At 63.9% G+C, this 17,526-nt stretch carries 16 protein-coding genes and 1 other RNA gene; 16 read left to right on the top strand and 1 reads right to left on the bottom strand.

Features of this window, described 5'->3' with window-relative positions; genetic code table 11:
• Positions 1-36: 36 nt before the first annotated feature.
• From AC0L2C_RS12370 to AC0L2C_RS12385, 4 genes are all read left to right on the top strand, one after another.
• Positions 37-828, top strand: a complete 792-nt coding sequence (locus AC0L2C_RS12370) for a lytic transglycosylase domain-containing protein (RefSeq protein ID WP_473523466.1) — start codon at positions 37-39, stop codon at positions 826-828.
• 59 nt (positions 829-887) lie between these two features.
• Positions 888-1,285: RNase P RNA component class A (rnpB, locus tag AC0L2C_RS12375), an RNA gene on the top strand.
• Between the two features lie 286 nt (positions 1,286-1,571).
• Complete coding sequence (locus AC0L2C_RS12380; RefSeq protein ID WP_091594133.1) at positions 1,572-1,856, top strand: type II toxin-antitoxin system ParD family antitoxin; 285 nt, start codon at positions 1,572-1,574, stop codon at positions 1,854-1,856.
• A complete protein-coding gene (locus AC0L2C_RS12385) occupies positions 1,853-2,146 on the top strand; it encodes a type II toxin-antitoxin system RelE/ParE family toxin (protein ID WP_128246406.1) in 294 nt (97 codons plus the stop codon). The genes AC0L2C_RS12380 and AC0L2C_RS12385 overlap by 4 nt, the downstream gene beginning before the upstream one ends.
• A 9-nt stretch (positions 2,147-2,155) precedes the next feature.
• Here the strand turns inward: AC0L2C_RS12385 and AC0L2C_RS12390 are convergent, their stop codons facing one another.
• Complete coding sequence (locus tag AC0L2C_RS12390; protein ID WP_473523467.1) at positions 2,156-3,271, bottom strand: cystathionine gamma-lyase; 1,116 nt, start codon at positions 3,269-3,271, stop codon at positions 2,156-2,158.
• 426 nt (positions 3,272-3,697) lie between these two features.
• Here AC0L2C_RS12390 and mraZ point away from each other — a divergent pair, with 426 nt between their 5' ends.
• The 12 genes from mraZ to murB are packed head-to-tail and all read left to right on the top strand — an operon-like array spanning position 3,698 to position 17,408.
• Positions 3,698-4,156, top strand: coding sequence for a division/cell wall cluster transcriptional repressor MraZ (mraZ, locus tag AC0L2C_RS12395; RefSeq protein ID WP_023798730.1), 459 nt, complete (start codon positions 3,698-3,700; stop codon positions 4,154-4,156).
• Positions 4,153-5,184 (top strand): 16S rRNA (cytosine(1402)-N(4))-methyltransferase RsmH, encoded by a 1,032-nt coding sequence (gene rsmH, locus AC0L2C_RS12400; protein WP_473523468.1) that lies wholly within the window; start codon positions 4,153-4,155, stop codon positions 5,182-5,184. Before mraZ ends, rsmH begins: the two co-directional genes overlap by 4 nt.
• A 4-nt stretch (positions 5,185-5,188) precedes the next feature.
• A complete protein-coding gene (gene ftsL, locus AC0L2C_RS12405) occupies positions 5,189-5,581 on the top strand; it encodes a cell division protein FtsL (RefSeq protein ID WP_023798732.1) in 393 nt (130 codons plus the stop codon).
• Positions 5,578-7,305: a peptidoglycan D,D-transpeptidase FtsI family protein gene (locus AC0L2C_RS12410; RefSeq protein ID WP_473523469.1), complete on the top strand. Its 1,728-nt coding sequence runs from the start codon at positions 5,578-5,580 to the stop codon at positions 7,303-7,305. Before ftsL ends, AC0L2C_RS12410 begins: the two co-directional genes overlap by 4 nt.
• 54 nt (positions 7,306-7,359) lie before the next feature.
• Positions 7,360-8,814: a UDP-N-acetylmuramoyl-L-alanyl-D-glutamate--2,6-diaminopimelate ligase gene (locus AC0L2C_RS12415; RefSeq protein ID WP_473523470.1), complete on the top strand. Its 1,455-nt coding sequence runs from the start codon at positions 7,360-7,362 to the stop codon at positions 8,812-8,814.
• Entirely contained in the window at positions 8,811-10,244 is a 1,434-nt protein-coding gene (locus AC0L2C_RS12420) for a UDP-N-acetylmuramoylalanyl-D-glutamyl-2,6-diaminopimelate--D-alanyl-D-alanine ligase (protein ID WP_473523471.1), read from the top strand. Before AC0L2C_RS12415 ends, AC0L2C_RS12420 begins: the two co-directional genes overlap by 4 nt.
• A 24-nt stretch (positions 10,245-10,268) precedes the next feature.
• Positions 10,269-11,351 (top strand): phospho-N-acetylmuramoyl-pentapeptide-transferase, encoded by a 1,083-nt coding sequence (mraY, locus tag AC0L2C_RS12425; protein ID WP_023798736.1) that lies wholly within the window; start codon positions 10,269-10,271, stop codon positions 11,349-11,351.
• Between the two features lie 8 nt (positions 11,352-11,359).
• Positions 11,360-12,763 carry a UDP-N-acetylmuramoyl-L-alanine--D-glutamate ligase gene (gene murD / locus AC0L2C_RS12430; RefSeq protein ID WP_473523472.1) on the top strand — a complete coding sequence of 468 codons (1,404 nt, stop codon included), beginning with the start codon at positions 11,360-11,362 and terminating at the stop codon, positions 12,761-12,763.
• A complete protein-coding gene (gene ftsW / locus AC0L2C_RS12435; protein ID WP_473523473.1) occupies positions 12,763-13,914 on the top strand; it encodes a putative lipid II flippase FtsW in 1,152 nt (383 codons plus the stop codon). The genes murD and ftsW overlap by 1 nt, the downstream gene beginning before the upstream one ends.
• Position 13,915: 1 nt before the next feature.
• Positions 13,916-15,043 (top strand): undecaprenyldiphospho-muramoylpentapeptide beta-N-acetylglucosaminyltransferase, encoded by a 1,128-nt coding sequence (gene murG / locus AC0L2C_RS12440; protein WP_473523474.1) that lies wholly within the window; start codon positions 13,916-13,918, stop codon positions 15,041-15,043.
• On the top strand, positions 15,040-16,446 hold the full coding sequence (gene murC / locus AC0L2C_RS12445; RefSeq protein WP_473523475.1) for a UDP-N-acetylmuramate--L-alanine ligase: 1,407 nt from the start codon (positions 15,040-15,042) through the stop codon (positions 16,444-16,446). Before murG ends, murC begins: the two co-directional genes overlap by 4 nt.
• Positions 16,443-17,408 (top strand): UDP-N-acetylmuramate dehydrogenase, encoded by a 966-nt coding sequence (murB, locus tag AC0L2C_RS12450; protein ID WP_473523476.1) that lies wholly within the window; start codon positions 16,443-16,445, stop codon positions 17,406-17,408. Before murC ends, murB begins: the two co-directional genes overlap by 4 nt.
• The last annotated feature ends 118 nt before the right edge of the window (positions 17,409-17,526 follow it).

Here is a 17,526-nt window from a genome sequence, read left to right on the forward strand (position 1 = left end):
GAAGTTCTTCGCGCGGTTCAAACAGAACAGGATCCCATGCAGAAATTGACCCTTTTAACGGCAGCTGTTGCTGCCGGCGTAACGACTTTTGCCATCGGTGCGGCCAATGGCGCGCCGTTGAGCCAGCGGGCCGACCAGGGTTTCATGACCGCGTCCGATAAGACTGCCACGCCGAAAGCCGGGCAAGATGCCGGAGAAAAAAGGACAGCCTCCGCAAAGGCGAAAAAAGTTGCTGCGGTGAAAGCGAAAAAGCCAGCATCCGCAAAGGCGGAAAAGGTCTCTGCAAAGAAGGCAGTCGTTGCAAAGAAGCCAGTCCTTGCAAAGAAGGCAGTCTCCAAGCGGCATGTGAAGCGCAACAGGACCCGCATCGACCAGGCGACGACGGCGTCGATCGGCCGGCAAAGCCGGGCGGCGGCGCCGAAGCCGGCGGCCGCTGGCGATAGCGGCCAGTATTCGACGATCATCGAGCGTCATGCGGCCAGCAATGGTGTGCCGATCTCGCTCGCCAAGGCCGTCATCATGATCGAGAGCAGGTTTCAGCCGAACCAGGTCGGCCGCGCCGGTGAGATCGGCCTGATGCAGATCAAGCCGTCGACGGCGCGGATGATGGGTTACAGCGGCTCGATCAAGGGTCTCCACGATCCCGAGACCAACATCAAATACGGCATGAAATACCTCGCCATGGCGCGCAACCTCGGCGACGGCACGACTTGCGGCACGATCCTGAAGTACAATGCCGGCCATGGCGCCAAGCGGATGAACCCGATTTCCGCGGCCTATTGCGGCAAGGTCAAAGTGCAACTGGCCGCGCTTGGAGCGCCGGCGTAATAGACCGGGATCTGCTTTTTTGTTTGCGTTTTCGAATGTGAATCCCTTTATACGCCTTGCCAGCTGGCCGGGCGGCCGCACCCGCGAAGCCGAAAGGCTGCGGGTGAGGAAAGTCCGGGCTCCATGGAGACACGGTGCCGGTTAATGGCCGGCGGGGGCGACCCTAGGGAAAGTGCCACAGAAAGCAAACCGCCACGATCCGTCGTGGTAAGGGTGAAAGGGTGGGGTAAGAGCCCACCGCGCGACTGGCAACAGGAGCGGCACGGTAAACCCCACCGGGAGCAAGACCGAATAGGGGCGGTGCGAGGGGAAACCCTCGAGGGCTGTTTCCGGCTCACCGCCCGGGTAGGTTGCGTGAGGCGCATGGCAACATGCGCCCAAGATGAATGGCCGCCACGTTCTCGCGCCGCAAGGGGCGAGGGCCATACAGAACCCGGCTTACAGGCCAGCTGGCAATTTTCGTCCAGATTCTAGGGGGAAACTCCCTGATATCAGCAGGTTGCGTCTTCGGGCGCGCTTGCTGGTTCAGGCGCTTCATTGACTGAATCAGCTTTTGCTGGGCTGTGCATGGAGCAAGCGTTTCTTGAAACTGGTGCGATTAAATCGTACTTTCCTAAAGCGCGTCGCGTTCGACCGTCCTCTCGCGACGCGCTTTAGGTTGTTGTTTATGCATGTCGTTATCGCAGAACCGCTGCACACTTTTGCGCGACATGCATTAGTACGGGCGGTATCAGGAGCGCACCATGGGTCAGGTCGACAAACGCAGCATCACGCTTTCGCCGGAATTGGCGGCGGCGGTCGACGATGTGGTCGCCGCAGGCGAATATGCTTCGGCGAGCGAGGTGATCCGCGACGCACTCAGGCAATGGAAGGACCGCCGTGACTTGCACGGCTACACGCTCGAGGAGTTGCGCAAGCTGGTGCAGGAGGGGATCGACAGCGGACCGGCGCTGGACGGCCCGCCAATCATGGAACGACTGCGCGCCAAATATCTGAAAATGGCCGAGGCCAAAGGCCTTGAGGAGTGAAATACCGCCTGCTTCCCCAGGCAGTAATCGACCTCGAACGTATCGGCGACTACATTGCCGAACACAACCCTGATGCAGCGATCCGCCTCGTGAATATCCTGGAGAGGCGCTGTGATTTGCTGACCCTGCATCCTTTCTCGGGCGCACCGCGCGAAGACATTGCGCCCGGCATCCGCCATCTGGTCGTCGGCGAATATCTTACCTTGTACCGTGTCGGCGCGGATGCAGTCGAGATCCTGCGTGTGCTGCATGGCCGGCGCAATATCGAAGCCGACGATCTGGCTTCGTGATCGGTTCGGTCAACCGTCGACGCCGTCCAGCGACGCCTCGATCGCCTGCCAAAGCGCTTCCACCGGCTCGCAGCCGACCGACAGGCGAACAAAGCCGGGCGGCACCGCATCACCCCAGCGGGCGCGCCGCTCGGCCGAAGAGTGGACGCCGCCGAAGGAGGTCGCCGGCTGGATCAGGGCGCAGGCGCCGATGAACGCTTCGGCCCTGGCTTCACTCCCCAGGTCGAGGCCGACAAGGAAGCCGAAACGCTGCATCTGGGTGGTCGCCAGATTGTGTGAAGGGTCATCCTCCAGTCCAGGAAAGCGGACGGAGTTCACGGCCCGATGATTTGTCAGGCGTCGGGCGATCAGTTCGGCCGATGTGCACATGCGGTCGAAGCGGACTTCCAGCGTCTCGAGGCCTCGATGGACCAGCCAAGCTTCGAATGGTCCGGGGATCGAGCCCGACAGTTTGCGCCACTCGCGGATGGCGGTGATGATGCCGGCGTCACGGCTGGCGACATGGCCGAACAGCGCGTCGGAATGGCCATTGGGCGCTTTTGTGTCAGCAGCAACGACGATATCGGCGCCGAGGTCGAGCGGGCGCTGACCGTAAGGCGTCATCGTGGTGTTGTCGGCGACGACCAGCGCGCCGGCCTCGTGCGCAAGGCGCGCCACGCCGGCCAGGTCGCAAATGTCCAGCCCAGGATTGGATGGGGTCTCGAGGAACACCAGCCGGTAGCCGGAAAAACCGCCGTCCACAAAGGACTCGGTCGGTCGTGTGTCGAACGGGAGGTCGAACGGTTTGAGGAAGCGTTCGGCAAGCAGGCGCGGCGTGTAGTAACCATCGGATGGCAACAGGATGCGATCGCCGGCCTTGAGCAGCGCGAAGAAGACCGCCGCGATCGCCGCCATGCCCGACGGGAACGCTACGGACGGCGCGTCCTCGAGGTGGCCGAGCATGTCTTCCACCGCCTCCCATGTCGGATTGTCGTAGCGCCCGTACTGGCTGACGCCGGCCGGATTGCCGGGCAGATGGAAAGTGGTCGTCATTGTCAGCGGCAGCGAGACCGGGTCGCCCTTGGCGAGCTTGACGCCACGCAAATGGGCAAGGGTGGCCGTGCGCGATTTGGCTGTTTCGGACATGTATTTTCAACCTTCTGACCGAGAAAAGAACCTGTTTCTGACCGAGAAAAGACAGGCCGACGCTATGCGTGGTGCCGCTCCGCGGCAAGCCGCCTCCGGTTAGGCCAAACCCTTTTAAACGCTTCGTTAGGCTTAATGGAGCATAAACACGGGAGTGCCGTCAAAGCTGCCCTCATCGGTTGTGGCGCGCGTTTTGTGAAGCCTATTCCCGTTGACGCCCATAGTACCCCATGATATCCCATTCAGATATTCAAGCCTTCGTTCCGCGTCAGGGTGAAGCGTACGCCAATCGGGCAGCCGCGGCGGCTGCGCGTTCGCCTGTTTTTGCCTTTTGGAGCGAAGTGAGTTTTGGGCAGGGACCGCGCTGCGGCGGCGCGGGCGGGAAGATGCAGAGGGGTGCGGCGGCGCAAGCGGCCGTAACGCGTAATGGACCGGTTTCTGTCAAGCGCGGTGAACAGGATCGATGCGAAGGGGCGGGTGTCCGTTCCGGCGCATTTCCGTGCGGTTGTGCAGAAGCGCGGTTATTCGGAACTCTATGCGCTGCGCTGCCTGGACCGTCCGGCGATGGATGTCGGCGGGCTCGACCTGCTCGACCGCTACGAGCAGCGCATCGCGCAGGAAGACCCCTTCCTGCAAACCTCGGACGACATGTCGTTCTTCTGCCATGGCGATGGAACCTTTCTCAAGCTCGATCAGGACGGCCGCATCTCGATGACCGATTTCATCCGCGAGCATACCGGCATTTCCGCGGAAGTGGCTTTTGTCGGCCGCGGCAATTTCTTTCAGATCTGGGAACCTGGACGGCTCACCGCCTATGGGGCGGAAGCACGCGCCCGGCTTTTGCAGCTTCGGCAGGGGACGAAGCCTGGGGAGCGGCCGGAATGATGGCGGGCTACGGCGATGACCCTCACGCCGTTGGCGGACCAGCCCGTCACATTCCGGTCCTCCTTGCCGAAGTGCTGGAGGCGCTTTCGCCCAAGACGGGCGAGGTGGTCGTCGACGGCACATTCGGCGCCGGCGGCTACTCCAAAGCCATTCTGGCGAGCGGCGCCTCGGTTGTCGCGATCGACCGCGATCCGGATGCGATTGCTGCCGGTCGTGTTCTCGAGCAACAATCGGGCGGCAGGCTCCGGCTTGTTCAGGCGCCGTTCTCGACATTGGACGAGCATGTCGAAAGCGCTGACGGCGTCGTGCTCGACATCGGCATCTCCTCCATGCAGATCGATCAGGCGGAGCGCGGTTTTTCGTTCCGTGCCGACGGACCGCTCGATATGCGCATGGCGCAGGCTGGCCTCAGCGCCGCCGACGTCGTCAACTCTTTCAAGGTGGGTGATCTTGCCCGCATCTTCGGGTTTCTTGGCGAAGAGCGCCATGCCGGCCGCATCGCCCGCATGATTGAAAGCCGTCGCGAAAAACATCCGATCGAGCGCACGCTCGACCTTGCAGACGCCATTGAGACGCATATCGGCCGCGCGCCGAAGGGCAAGATCCATCCAGCGACCCGCGTCTTCCAGGCGCTGCGCATTTTCGTCAATGACGAACTCGGCGAACTGGCCAAAGCGCTGTTTGCGGCTGAACGCGTGCTGAAACCGGGCGGACGGCTGGCCGTGGTGACGTTCCATTCCCTGGAAGACCGCATCGTCAAGCGCTTCATCGCCGATCGCGCCGATGCGGCGACCGGATCGCGGCACCTGCCCGAGGCGCAGGCGCGCAGCGCCACCTTCAAAAAGGTGGGCAGCGGCGTGACGCCCGGTGAGGCCGAGATATCGGCCAATCCGCGGGCACGCTCGGCAAGGCTGCGCGCTGCGATCCGCACCGACGCGCCGCCGCGCGCCGGCGATTTTTCGATTTTCGGTCTTCCAAAACTTCCTGACCCAAAACTTCCCGGTGCCGAGCGGCCGGGAGAGAGGTGAGCACGTGTTTCGTACCAGCGACATAGTCCTTATCGCCGTCATGGTTTCGGCCGCGGCCTTGACCTTCAAGACCAAGCGCGAGGCCGAGGAACAATTGGCGGCGGTGCACAAGATCCAGGCGCAGATCCGCTACGAGGAGGATACGATCGATCTCCTCAAGGCGGACTGGAGCCTGCTTACCCAACCGTCGCGCCTGCAAAAGCTGGCCGAGACCTATAAATCGCAACTCGAGCTCGAGCCGGTCAGCGCCCGCCAGATCATCGGGCTGGACGATCTGCCGGCAAAACCCCTCACCATCGAGGACCTTTCGTCCGAGCGGCTGGGCGGCATGGCCGACAGTTCCAGCAAGGAACCGATGGGCAACGACCCCGTGGTCACCGGAGGCATCGTCCAATGATCGCCAGACTTCCAGTGATCACCAGTCTGCTGACGCGCCGCGCCAAGTCCGGTGACGACGGATCGATTGTGGTCGAAGGCGCCCGCAAGGCGACCGGAGGCAAGGGCAGGACCCGCGTCGTGATGACGATGGCGGTGTTTTTCGGCATCTATCTGACCATCACCGGGCGGCTGGTCTATCTCGGTTTCCAGAACCCCGACCTGTCCGGCGGTCCGCAGAGCCGGGTGACGGCGTCGCGGCCCGACATCGTCGACCGCAACGGCGAAGTTCTGGCGACCGACATCAAGACGGCGTCGCTGTTTGCCGAACCGCGCCGCATTGTCGACGCCGACGAGGCGATCGAAAAACTGGCGACGGTGCTTCCCGAAATCGACTACGAGCAGACCTATCACAAGCTGAAGAGCGGCGCCGGCTTCGTCTGGCTGCAGCGGCAACTGACGCCCAAGCAACAATCGGAGATTCTGCAGCTCGGCATTCCCGGCATCGGCTTCCGCACCGAAAAGCGCCGCTTCTACCCGGCCGGCGAAACCTCGTCCTACATTGTCGGCCTCACCAACATCGACAACCAGGGCATCTCCGGCATGGAGAAATACATCGACGAACAGGGGCTGAGCGATCTTCAGGCGTCCGGCCTGGCGGTGGCCAAGGATCTGAAGCCGGTGCAGCTCTCGATCGACCTGCGCGTCCAGCATATCGTGCGTGATGAGGTGGCCACCGGCATGGAAAAATACCGCGCAATCGCGGCGGGCGCCGTCGTTCTCAACGTCAAGACCGGCGAAGTGGTCGCGATGGCCTCGGTTCCGGATTTCGATCCGAACAACCCCTATAATGCGCACGACAAGGACCGCTTGAACCGCATGTCGGCCGGGCTCTACGAGATGGGCTCGACCTTGAAGAGCTTTACCACCGCCATGGCGCTCGATTCCGGCAAAGTGACGCTGGAAAGCCGTTTCGACGCTACGCGCCCGATCAGGATCGGCCGCCAGACCATCCATGATTTTCATGGCAAGTCCCGGGTGCTGTCGGTGCCCGAAGTGTTCATCTATTCGTCCAACATCGGTTCGGCCAAGGAAGCTGAAGCGGTCGGCATCGAGGGGCACCGCGAATTCCTGCATCGCCTGGGCATCCTCGAGAGAATGCAGACGGAACTGCCTGAGGTCGCCCGCCCGACCGAGCCAAAGGTCTGGAAACAGGTCCATTCGATCACCATCGCCTTTGGTCACGGTGTGTCGACGACGCCGCTGCAGACGGCGGTCGGCTGTGCCGCGCTGATGAACGGCGGCTATCTGATCCAGCCGACATTCCTGAGACGGGCGCAGGAACAGGCGATGTCGGTGGCCAAGAAAGTCGTCAGCGACAAGACCTCCGAGAACATGCGCTATCTCTATGCACTCAATTCCGAGAAAGGCTCAGGCAGGAACGCCAGGGTTCCAGGTTATCGCGTTGGCGGCAAGACGGGAACGGCCGAGAAGGTTGTCAACGGCCGCTACTCAAAGGACAAGAACTTCAACGCCTTCGTTGCGGCTTTCCCGATGGACGATCCGCAATACATCGTGCTTACCATCGCCGACGAACCGAAGCCGGAAAAACCCGGCATGGGTGCGACGGCCGCCTCGAATGCTGGCGCCATGGCTGCAAACATTATCCGACGTTCGGCTTCCATGCTTGGCGTGAAGCCAGATTTCAGCCATGAAAATGGCGCAACGCTGGTTTCCTATCAGTGATTCTGAGGGCGCGCCGGCAACTGCGCGCTATTTTGTTGCTATGAACGGGGTTCGATGAAGCTGAAAGACCTAGCCGGTATCCTGCCTGTCGAGGGGACAGCGTCCTTCGATACGGAGGTTACCGGGATTTCTTCGGATTCCCGCCAGGTAGGACCGGGCGTGGTCTTCTTCGCGCTCGCTGGCACCAAGACCGATGGCGGGGCCTATGCCGCCGATGCCGCCAAGCGCGGCGCCGCAGCGATCGTAGCCGGCAAGGGCAGCGGCGCCACCGGACTGCCGGTGCCGGTTTTCGCCGTCGACGATCCGCGCTTGGCGCTGGCGCTGAGTGCCGCCCGCTACTTCGGCAGGCAGCCGCAAACCATGGTCGCGGTGACCGGCACCAGCGGCAAGACATCGGTTGCGGCTTTCACCAGGCAGATCTGGGAGCAGTCAGGCTTTGCCGCTGCTTCGATCGGCACGACCGGCGTGGTGGCGCCGCGCCGCAACGAGTACGGCTCGCTGACCACCCCCGACCCGGTCGACCTGCACAGGCTGCTGCGCGAACTGGCGGATGCCGGCGTCACCCACGCATCGATGGAGGCCTCCAGCCATGGTCTCGATCAGCGCCGGCTTGACGGCGTGAAACTCGCAGCCGGCGGGTTCACCAATCTCGGCCGCGATCATATGGACTATCATCCGACAGTCGAGGACTATCATCGCACCAAGCTGCGCCTGTTCGACGCGCTGCTGCCGAAGGGCGCGCCGGCCGTCATCTTTGCCGACGATCCCTGGTCGGAGCCGACGATCCAGGCGGCAAGGGCCGCGGGACTGGATGTGCTGACGGTCGGCCGCCACGGCGAGTTCCTGACACTGAAGCGGGTCGAGCACGAGCGCCACCGCCAGCGTGCCGAGGTGGAAGTCGATGGCGTTCTCCACGAGATCGACCTGCCGCTGGCCGGCGATTTCCAGATCGCCAATGCCCTGGTTTCGGCGGGCCTCGCCATTTCTACTGGAACACCTGCCGCCAAAGCCCTGATGGCGTTGGAGAAATTGAAGGGCGCCCCGGGCCGGCTGGACCTTGTTGGCACCGCTGCCAACGGTGCGCCGGTCTATGTCGATTACGCGCACAAGCCGGACGCGCTGGAAAACGTGTTGGCTTCGGTGCGGCCGTTCACCACCGGCCGCGTCATCGTCGTGTTCGGCTGCGGCGGCGACCGCGACCGCGGCAAGCGTCCGATCATGGGCGAGATCGCCACGCGGCTCGCCGATGTCGTCATCGTCACCGACGACAATCCGCGCTCGGAAGTGCCCGAAACGATCCGTGCTGCGATTCTTGCCGCTGCACCCGGCGCGATCGAGATCGGCGACCGGCGCAAGGCGATCTACCAGGCAGTCGCCATGCTCCATGCCGGCGATACGCTGATCGTGGCCGGCAAGGGGCATGAGGAAGGCCAGACCGTCGGCGCCGAGACGCTGCATTTTTCCGACCATGAGGAAGTCCGCGCCGCGCTGCAGGAGCACGCCGCATGAGCTTCCTGTGGACCTCAGAGGATCTCGTCGCCGCCATGGGCGGACGACCGCTCGGTCCGATGCCGGAGGGTATCAGCGGCATCTCGATCGACAGCCGCAGCCTTGAGCCGGGCAATGCTTTCTTCGCGATCAAGGGCGAGGCGATGGACGGCCATGATTTCGCGACCGCCGCCATCAAGGCCGGCGCCGGCGTGCTGGTCGTCGCCGAGGGCAAGCTGCCGTCGCTCGGGCGGCTGACGGCGCCGATGATCGTCGTGCAGGACGTCTTGGCCGCGCTGGAAAAGCTGGGGCTGGCCGCCCGCGCGCGCTCGAATGCCAAGATCATCGCGGTGACCGGTTCGGCGGGCAAGACCACCACCAAGGAAGCGCTGCGCCATGTGCTGTCAGTGGTCGGCAAGGTGCACGCATCGGCGCAGTCTTTCAACAACCACTGGGGCGTGCCGCTGACGCTGGCGCGGATGCCTGTGGATTGCGACTATGCCGTGTTCGAGATCGGCATGAACCATCCCGACGAGGTCCGGCCACTGGCCAGGATGGTCCGGCCGCATGTCGCCATCGTCACGCTGATCGCCGCGGCACATCTCGGCTTCTTCCGCAATCTGGACGAGATCGCCAAAGCCAAGGCCGAGATTTTCGAAGGGCTGGAACCGGACGGCGCCGTCCTTCTCAACCGCGACGACCCGCGCTGGAAGCTTCTGGACAAGATGGCGAGAACCGCCGGCGTCGAGCACATCTACGGCTTTGGCGAGAATGCCCGTGCGACCTTCAAGCTGCTGACATGCGCGCTGCATGCCGATCATTCCGTCATCACCGCCAAGATCGGCGGTCAGGAGATCACCGCCAGGGTCGGCGCGCCGGGCCGACACATGGTGCAGAATGTGCTGGCTGTGCTGGGCGCCGCGCACCTGGTCGGCGCCGACATCGCCAGGGTGGCGCCGGCGCTGGCCGATCTTTCGGCCGAACGCGGACGCGGCAAGCGCCATGTGCTGCGCCACCCGAAAGGTCCGATCACGCTGATCGACGAGAGCTACAACGCCAATCCGGCGTCGATGAGCGCAGCAATGGCGCTGCTCAACGCGACGCCGGTGTCGGGCGAAGGCAGGCGCATCGCGGTGCTCGGCGACATGCTCGAGCTCGGCGACCATTCGGCGAAGCTGCACGCCGCCCTTGCCGATCTCATCGTCGGCACCGACACGCGCACGGTGTTTCTCGCCGGCCCGCAAATGCGGGCGCTGGCCGATATCCTGCCTGATGAGATCGAGACAGAGTATCGCGCCGGCGCAGAGGATCTGAAACTGGTGCTTCTGTCGGCACTGAAGCCGGGCGACGTGGTGATGATCAAATCGTCGAAAGGCATCGGGTTTTCCAAATTGGTCGACGCACTGCTCAGCAAATTTCCGGCGGCAGCCGCAACCGCCAAACAGACCTAGAGCCAGGTCCGGGGACCGAATCGCATGTTCACACTGCTCGTCGAATTCGCGGACAAGATCTCGGTCTTCAACGTCTTCCGCTACATAACCTTCCGCACCGGCGGCGCGCTGATCACCGCGGCGCTGATCGTCTTCATCTTCGGCCCGGCCATTATCAATTCGCTGAGGCTGCGGCAGGGCAAGGGCCAGCCGATCCGCGCCGACGGGCCACAGACGCATTTCAAGAAAGCCGGCACGCCGACCATGGGCGGGCTGATGATCCTGTGCGGCATCATCGGCTCGTCGCTGTTGTGGGCGAACCTGTCCAGCATCTATGTCTGGGTGGTGCTGCTGGTGACCCTGGGTTTCGGCTCGATCGGGTTCTACGACGATTATCTCAAGGTGACGAAGCAATCGCATCTCGGCTTCTCTGGCAAGGCGCGGCTGGGGCTTGAATTCGTCATCGCCGGCATCGCCGCCTGGGTGATCATGCACAATGGCCAGGCGCCGTTCTCATCGTCGCTGACCTTCCCCTTCGCCAAGGAGTTCCTCATCAATCTCGGCTGGTTCTTCATCCCGTTCTCGTGCTTCGTCATCGTCGGCGCCGGCAACGCGGTGAACCTGACCGATGGCCTCGACGGCCTTGCGATCGTGCCGATCATGATCGCGGCGGCGTCCTTCGGCGTCATCGCCTACCTGTCCGGCAATGCGGTGTTCGCCGAGTATTTGCAGATCCATTTCGTGCCCGGCACCGGTGAATTGGCGGTGGTCCTCGGCGCAGTGATCGGCGCCGGCCTCGGCTTCCTGTGGTTCAACGCACCGCCGGCGGCGATCTTCATGGGCGATACCGGCTCGCTGGCGCTTGGCGGCCTGATCGGCACGGTTGCGGTTGCCACCAAGCACGAGATCGTGCTGGTCATCGTCGGCGGCCTGTTCGTTGTCGAGATCCTGTCGGTCATCATCCAGGTCGGCTACTTCAAGATGACCGGCAAGCGGGTATTCCTGATGGCGCCGATCCACCATCATTTCGAAAAGCTCGGCTGGACCGAAAGCCAGGTGGTGATCCGCTTCTGGATCATCGCCGTCATCCTGGCGCTGGTCGGCCTGTCGACCCTCAAGCTGCGATAGGAGGCCGCTTGATCCCCGCCGCATCCTTCGCAGGCAAGCGCGTTTCACTCTTCGGGCTCGGCGGCTCGGGGATCGCCACTGCGCGCGCGTTGATCGAGGGCGGGGCGGAGGTGCTCGCCTGGGACGACAATCCCGGCAGTGTCGCCAATGCCGCGGCCGTCGGTATCGCGACCGGCGACCTGCGTGGCGCCGACTGGGCGAAATTCTCGGCCTTTGTGCTGTCGCCCGGCGTGCCGCTGACGCATCCGAAGCCGCACTGGACAGTGGAACTGGCGCGCGCTTCAGGCGTCGAGATCATTGGCGACATCGAGCTGTTCTGCCGGCAGCGGACCTTGCTGGCGCCGGCTGCACCCTTCGTCGCCTTAACCGGCACCAACGGCAAATCGACGACCACGGCGCTGACGGCGCATATCCTGAAATCGGCCGGACGCGACACGCAGATGGGCGGCAATATCGGCCGCGCGGTGATGACGCTCGATCCGCCGGAGCCGGGGCGGCATTATGTCGTGGAATGCTCGTCCTACCAGATAGACCTGGCGCCCTCGATCAATCCGACTGCCGGCGTCCTGCTCAACCTGACGCCCGATCATCTCGACCGTCATGGCACGATGCAGCACTACGCCGCGATCAAGGAACGGCTGGCGGCCGGCAGCGAGACGGCCATCGTCGGCGTCGACGATTCCTGGTGTGCCCAGCTCGCCGACCGGCTGGAGCGGGCAGGCCGGCACGTCATCCGCATTTCGAAGCGCCTGCCGCTGACCGACGGCTATTTCGCCGAGGGCACCGATCTGATGGAGGCGGTGCACGGCCGTTACAGCCGGGTCGCCTTTCTCGAAGGCATCGGCTCGCTGCGCGGCCAGCACAATGCGCAGAATGCGCTGGCCGCTCTCGCCGCCTGCCTCAAGGTCGGGCTCGATCTGGGCGAGATCCAGTCGGGGCTGGAGAGCTTTCCCGGGCTGGCGCACCGTATGGAGCAGGTCGGCCGCAAGGGCCATGTGCTGTTCATCAACGATTCCAAGGCGACCAATGCCGATGCGGCTGCGCCCGCATTGTCCTCCTTTCCGCGCATCTACTGGATCGCCGGCGGGTTGCCGAAAGAGGGTGGCATCGAGCCGTTGCGCGGCCTCTTTCCGCGCATCGCCAAAGCCTATCTGATCGGCGAGGCCGCACCAGCCTTCTCGGCGACGCTTGGCGAGGCGGTGCCCTACGAGATCTCCGGCACGCTTGCCGCAGCAGTCGAGCATGCGGCAAGCGACGCGGCCAGGGACGACTGCAACGGCGAGGTGGTGGTGCTGCTTTCACCGGCCTGCGCCAGTTTCGACCAGTTCAAGAATTTCGAAGTGCGCGGCGAAGCCTTCAGGCAAGCTGCGAGCACTATTGATGGCGTGAAGCTCATCGGAGGGGCACGATAATGCAAAGCCGTCTCGACAAAAGCCCGGTTGCCACTTGGTGGTGGACGATCGATCGCTGGTTCCTGGCTGCGTTCCTGTCGCTGATGGGGCTCGGCATCGTGCTGTCCTTCGCGGCAAGCCCGGCGGTGGCCCAGCGCATCGGCCTGGACAGTTTCCACTTCGCCACGAGGCAGATCATCTTCACCATTCCCGCACTTGGCGTGATGCTGGCCGTCTCCTTCCTGGAATCGCGGCAGATCAGGCGCATGGCCCTGGCGATGCTGTGCATCACGCTGGTGCTGATGTTGGCGGTGCTCTACATCGGCGTCGAGGTGAAGGGCGCGCGTCGCTGGGTGTCGCTCGCCGGCGTGTCGCTGCAGCCGTCGGAATTCCTGAAGCCTGCCTTCGTCGTCATCTGCGCCTGGCTGTTTGCCGAACACAAGCGCCAGCCCGACATTCCAGGCAATCTGTTCGCCATGCTGCTGCTGGCCCTCGTCATCTCGCTGCTGGTAGCACAGCCCGATTTCGGCCAGACCATGCTGGTGCTCGGCACCTGGGGGGTGATGTTCTTCATGGCCGGGCTGCCATGGCTGTGGATCATCGCGCTGGGCGCTGTCGGCGTCGGCGGCGTGTTTGCCGCCTACACCGTGTTCCCGCATGTCGCCGGCCGCATCGATCGCTTCACGACCGGCGAGGGCGACACGTTCCAGGTCGACATGGGCCGCGATGCGCTGATCAATGGCGGCTGGTTCGGCGTCGGGCCGGGCGAGGGCACCGTCAAGCGGGTGATACCCGACAGCCATGCCGATTTCGTCTACTCGGTGGCCGGCGAGGAGTTCGGACTGATCATGTGCTTCTTCATCATGACCATCTTCGCCTTCATCGTGCTGCGCGGCCTCGGCACCGCGCTCAAGGAGCAGGACGATTTCACACGCTATGCGGTCGGCGGCCTGGTCACGGTCTTCGGTCTGCAGTCGGTCATCAACATGGCCGTCAATCTGCAGCTGATGCCGGCCAAGGGCATGACCTTGCCGTTCATCTCCTATGGCGGCTCTTCGCAGATCGCCATCGCCATCTCGATGGGCATGGTGCTGGCGCTGACGCGCAAGCGGCCGGAAAAGCGCAAGCAGTTGGGCTTCGCGCCGTCGCAGCGCGCCATGCCGGCGGAGTGAAATGTCGAGGGGCGCGATCCTTTTGGCGGCCGGCGGCACGGGCGGGCATCTCTTCCCGGCCGAGGCGCTGGCGCACGAGCTGATCAGGCGCGGCTGGACGGTGCATCTGGCCGCCGATGATCGTGCCGAGCGTTTTGCCGGCCAGTTCCCGGCCGCGGGTATCCATCCGATCCAGTCGGCGACTATCGGCTCGAAAAATCCTTTCGCCGTGCTCGCCGCCTTCTGGAAGATCTGGGGCGGCGTGCGGCAGGCATCGGCCGTGATCGGCCGGGTCAAGCCAGCCGTGGTGGTCGGTTTCGGCGGCTATCCGACGCTGCCGCCGCTCTATGCGGCGACGCGGCGCAAGGTGCCGACGCTGATCCACGAGCAGAACGCGGTGATGGGGCGCGCCAACCGGGCGCTCGCCGGCCGTGTCGATGCCATCGCCGGCGGGTTTTTGCCAGAAGATTCAAGCGCTGCAGGCGCCAAGACGGTGACGACCGGCAATCCGGTCAGGCCGCAAGTGCTGGAGGCGGCAAAGACGCCCTATGCGGCGTCGACCGGGGAGCAGCGGTTCCGCTTCCTGGTGTTCGGCGGCAGCCAGGGCGCACAGTTCTTTTCCGATGCGGTGCCGGCGGCGGTTCGACAGCTTTCCGATGCACAACGCAAGCGGCTTGATATCACCCAGCAGGCGCGTGCCGACGATGTCGAGCGGGTGAAGGCGGCCTATGCCGTCCTTGGCGTCGAGGCTGAGGTGTCGCCCTTCTTCACCGACATGGCGGCGCGCATGGCTGCGGCGCACCTGGTGATGTCACGATCCGGCGCATCGACCGTATCGGAAATCGCGGTGATCGGCCGGCCGGCGCTGCTGGTGCCCTATCCGCATGCGCTCGACCACGACCAGGCCGCCAATGCTGCGGCATTGGCCGCGGCAGGCGGCGCCGAAGTGCATCCGCAATCGACGCTTTCGTCCGAGCGCATCGCCGCGCTCGTCGGAGCGCTGATGGACGATCCGGAGCGGCTGACCACGATGGCAGCGGCGGCGAAATCGGCCGGAAAACCGGACGCGGCACGGTTGCTCGCCGATCTGACAGAGGCTATTGCGTCGAAGAAAAGCGTATCGGAATTCAGGAAGGAGACGCACGTATGAAGATGCCGCAGACGATCGGCCTCGTGCATTTCATCGGCATCGGCGGTATCGGCATGAGCGGCATCGCCGAGGTGCTGCATAATCTCGGCTACCAGGTGCAAGGGTCCGACCAGGCCGACAGCGCCAATGTGCAGCGGCTGCGCGACAAGGGCATCGAGTGCTTCGTCGGTCACCATGCCGACAATATCGGCGATGCCGAAGTGGTCGTCGTCTCGACGGCGATCAAGAAATCCAATCCGGAGCTGAAGGCGGCACGCGAGAAACTGCTTCCCATCGTCCGTCGCGCCGAGATGCTGGCGGAACTGATGCGCTTCCGGCAGGCGGTGGCCATCGGCGGCACGCATGGCAAGACGACGACGACCTCGATGGTGGCGACGCTGCTCGAGGCCGGCGGGCTCGATCCGACCGTGATCAATGGCGGCATCATCAATGCCTACGGCACCAACGCCCGCATGGGCGATGGCGAATGGATGGTGGTGGAGGCCGATGAGAGCGACGGCACGTTCCTGAAGCTGCCGGCCGAGATTGCCGTCGTCACCAACATCGATCCCGAACATCTCGACCATTACGGCTCCTTCGACAAGGTGCGCGAGGCCTTTCGCCAGTTCGTCGAAAACGTGCCGTTCTACGGCTTCGGCGTCATGTGCACCGACCATCCGGAGGTGCAGGCGCTGGTCAGCCGCATCGAGGACCGGCGCGTCATCACCTATGGCGAGAACGCACAGGCCGACGTGCGTTTCATCAATCACCGCATGGATGGCCCGACCTCGGAATTCGACGTGGTGATCCGCGACCGCAAGACCGGCGGCGAGTCGACGATATCAGGCCTGCGCCTGCCGATGCCCGGCCGTCACAACGTCGCCAATGCGACGGCGGCGATCGCCGTCGCGCATGAGCTCGGCCTTTCGGCCGAGGCGATCAGGAAGGGCCTGTCGTCCTTCGCCGGCGTCAAGCGGCGCTTCACCCGTACCGGTTCGTGGAACGGCGTCGATGTGTTCGATGATTACGGCCACCATCCGGTCGAGATCACGGCGGTTCTCAAGGCGGCGCGCGATGCCACCAAGGGCCGCGTCATCGCGATTGCCCAGCCACACCGCTTCACCCGGCTTCACGACCTGTTCGACGAGTTTTCCGTCTGCTTCAACGATGCCGACACGGTGATGGTGGCGCCGGTCTATGCGGCAGGCGAAGAGCCGATCGACGGGGTGACGTCCGAGGCATTGGTGTCGCGCATCCGCTCCGGCGGCCATCGCGACGCGCGCTACATCGAAGGCCCCGCGGCGATTGCGCCGGTTATCCGCGACCTGGCCAAACCAGGCGATTTCATCGTCTTCCTCGGTGCCGGCAACATCACGCAATGGGCCTACGCGCTGCCCAGGGAACTCGGCGGTACTGCCTCATGATGCGTGGCCAGGCATTGATCGACAAGCTTGGCGGCCGGCTTGCCGGCCTGCGCGGCCGCATCACGCCCAATGCCGAGATGGACAAGATCACCTGGTTCCGCGCCGGCGGGCTGGCCGACGCGCTGTTCCAGCCGGCCGACGAAGACGATCTCGCTGCGTTCCTGGGGGCAGTGCCCGAAGAGATGCCGCTGACCACCGTCGGTATCGGCTCGAACCTGCTTGTCCGTGACGGCGGTATTGCGGGCTTCGTCATCCGGCTTTCGGCCAAGGGCTTTGGCGAAGCCGAAGTGATTGCGCCGACCACAATCAAGGCGGGCGCGGCCACGCCCGACAAACGCCTTGCCGCTGTCGCCTATCAAGCTGGCATAGGCGGCTTTGAGTTCTACCACGGCATTCCGGGCGCCATCGGCGGTGCGCTGAGGATGAATGCCGGCGCCAATGGCGTCGAGACGCGCGAGCGCGTTGTCGAGGTGCGGGCGCTCGACCGCAAGGGCAATGTGCATACGCTGAGCAACGCTGATATGGGCTACGCCTATCGCCATTCGGCAGCACCTGCCGGGCTGATCTTCACATCAGCGGTGTTCGAAGGCGTTTTGGCAGACAAGGCCGCGATCAAGGCGGCAATGGACGCCGTCCAGCATCATCGCGAGACCGTGCAGCCGATCCGCGAAAAGACCGGCGGCTCGACCTTCAAGAATCCGGAGGGCACCTCGGCCTGGAAGGAGATCGACAGGGCGGGCTGTCGGGGGCTGATGATCGGCGGCGCGCAGATGTCGCCGATGCATTGCAACTTCATGATCAACACGGGAACCGCGACGGGCTACGACCTTGAATATCTTGGCGAGACGGTGCGCGCGCGCGTGCTCGAAAGGTCGGGCATCCGGCTGCATTGGGAAATCAAGCGCATCGGCAAATTCCGGCCAGGGCACGAGGTCCAGGAATTCCTCGGACAGTTGCTGTAAGGACTCAACAACACAGTTTTCGCGGCCGTTTTTGCGGAAAGTGAATCTCGCGGAATCGTAAGGACTTGCCAGCGATTGCACTCTCTGATTCTCTGCCCTGAAGCGTTTCCTGATTTGA

The sequence above is a fragment of the Mesorhizobium sp. WSM4845 genome (assembly GCF_055811455.1).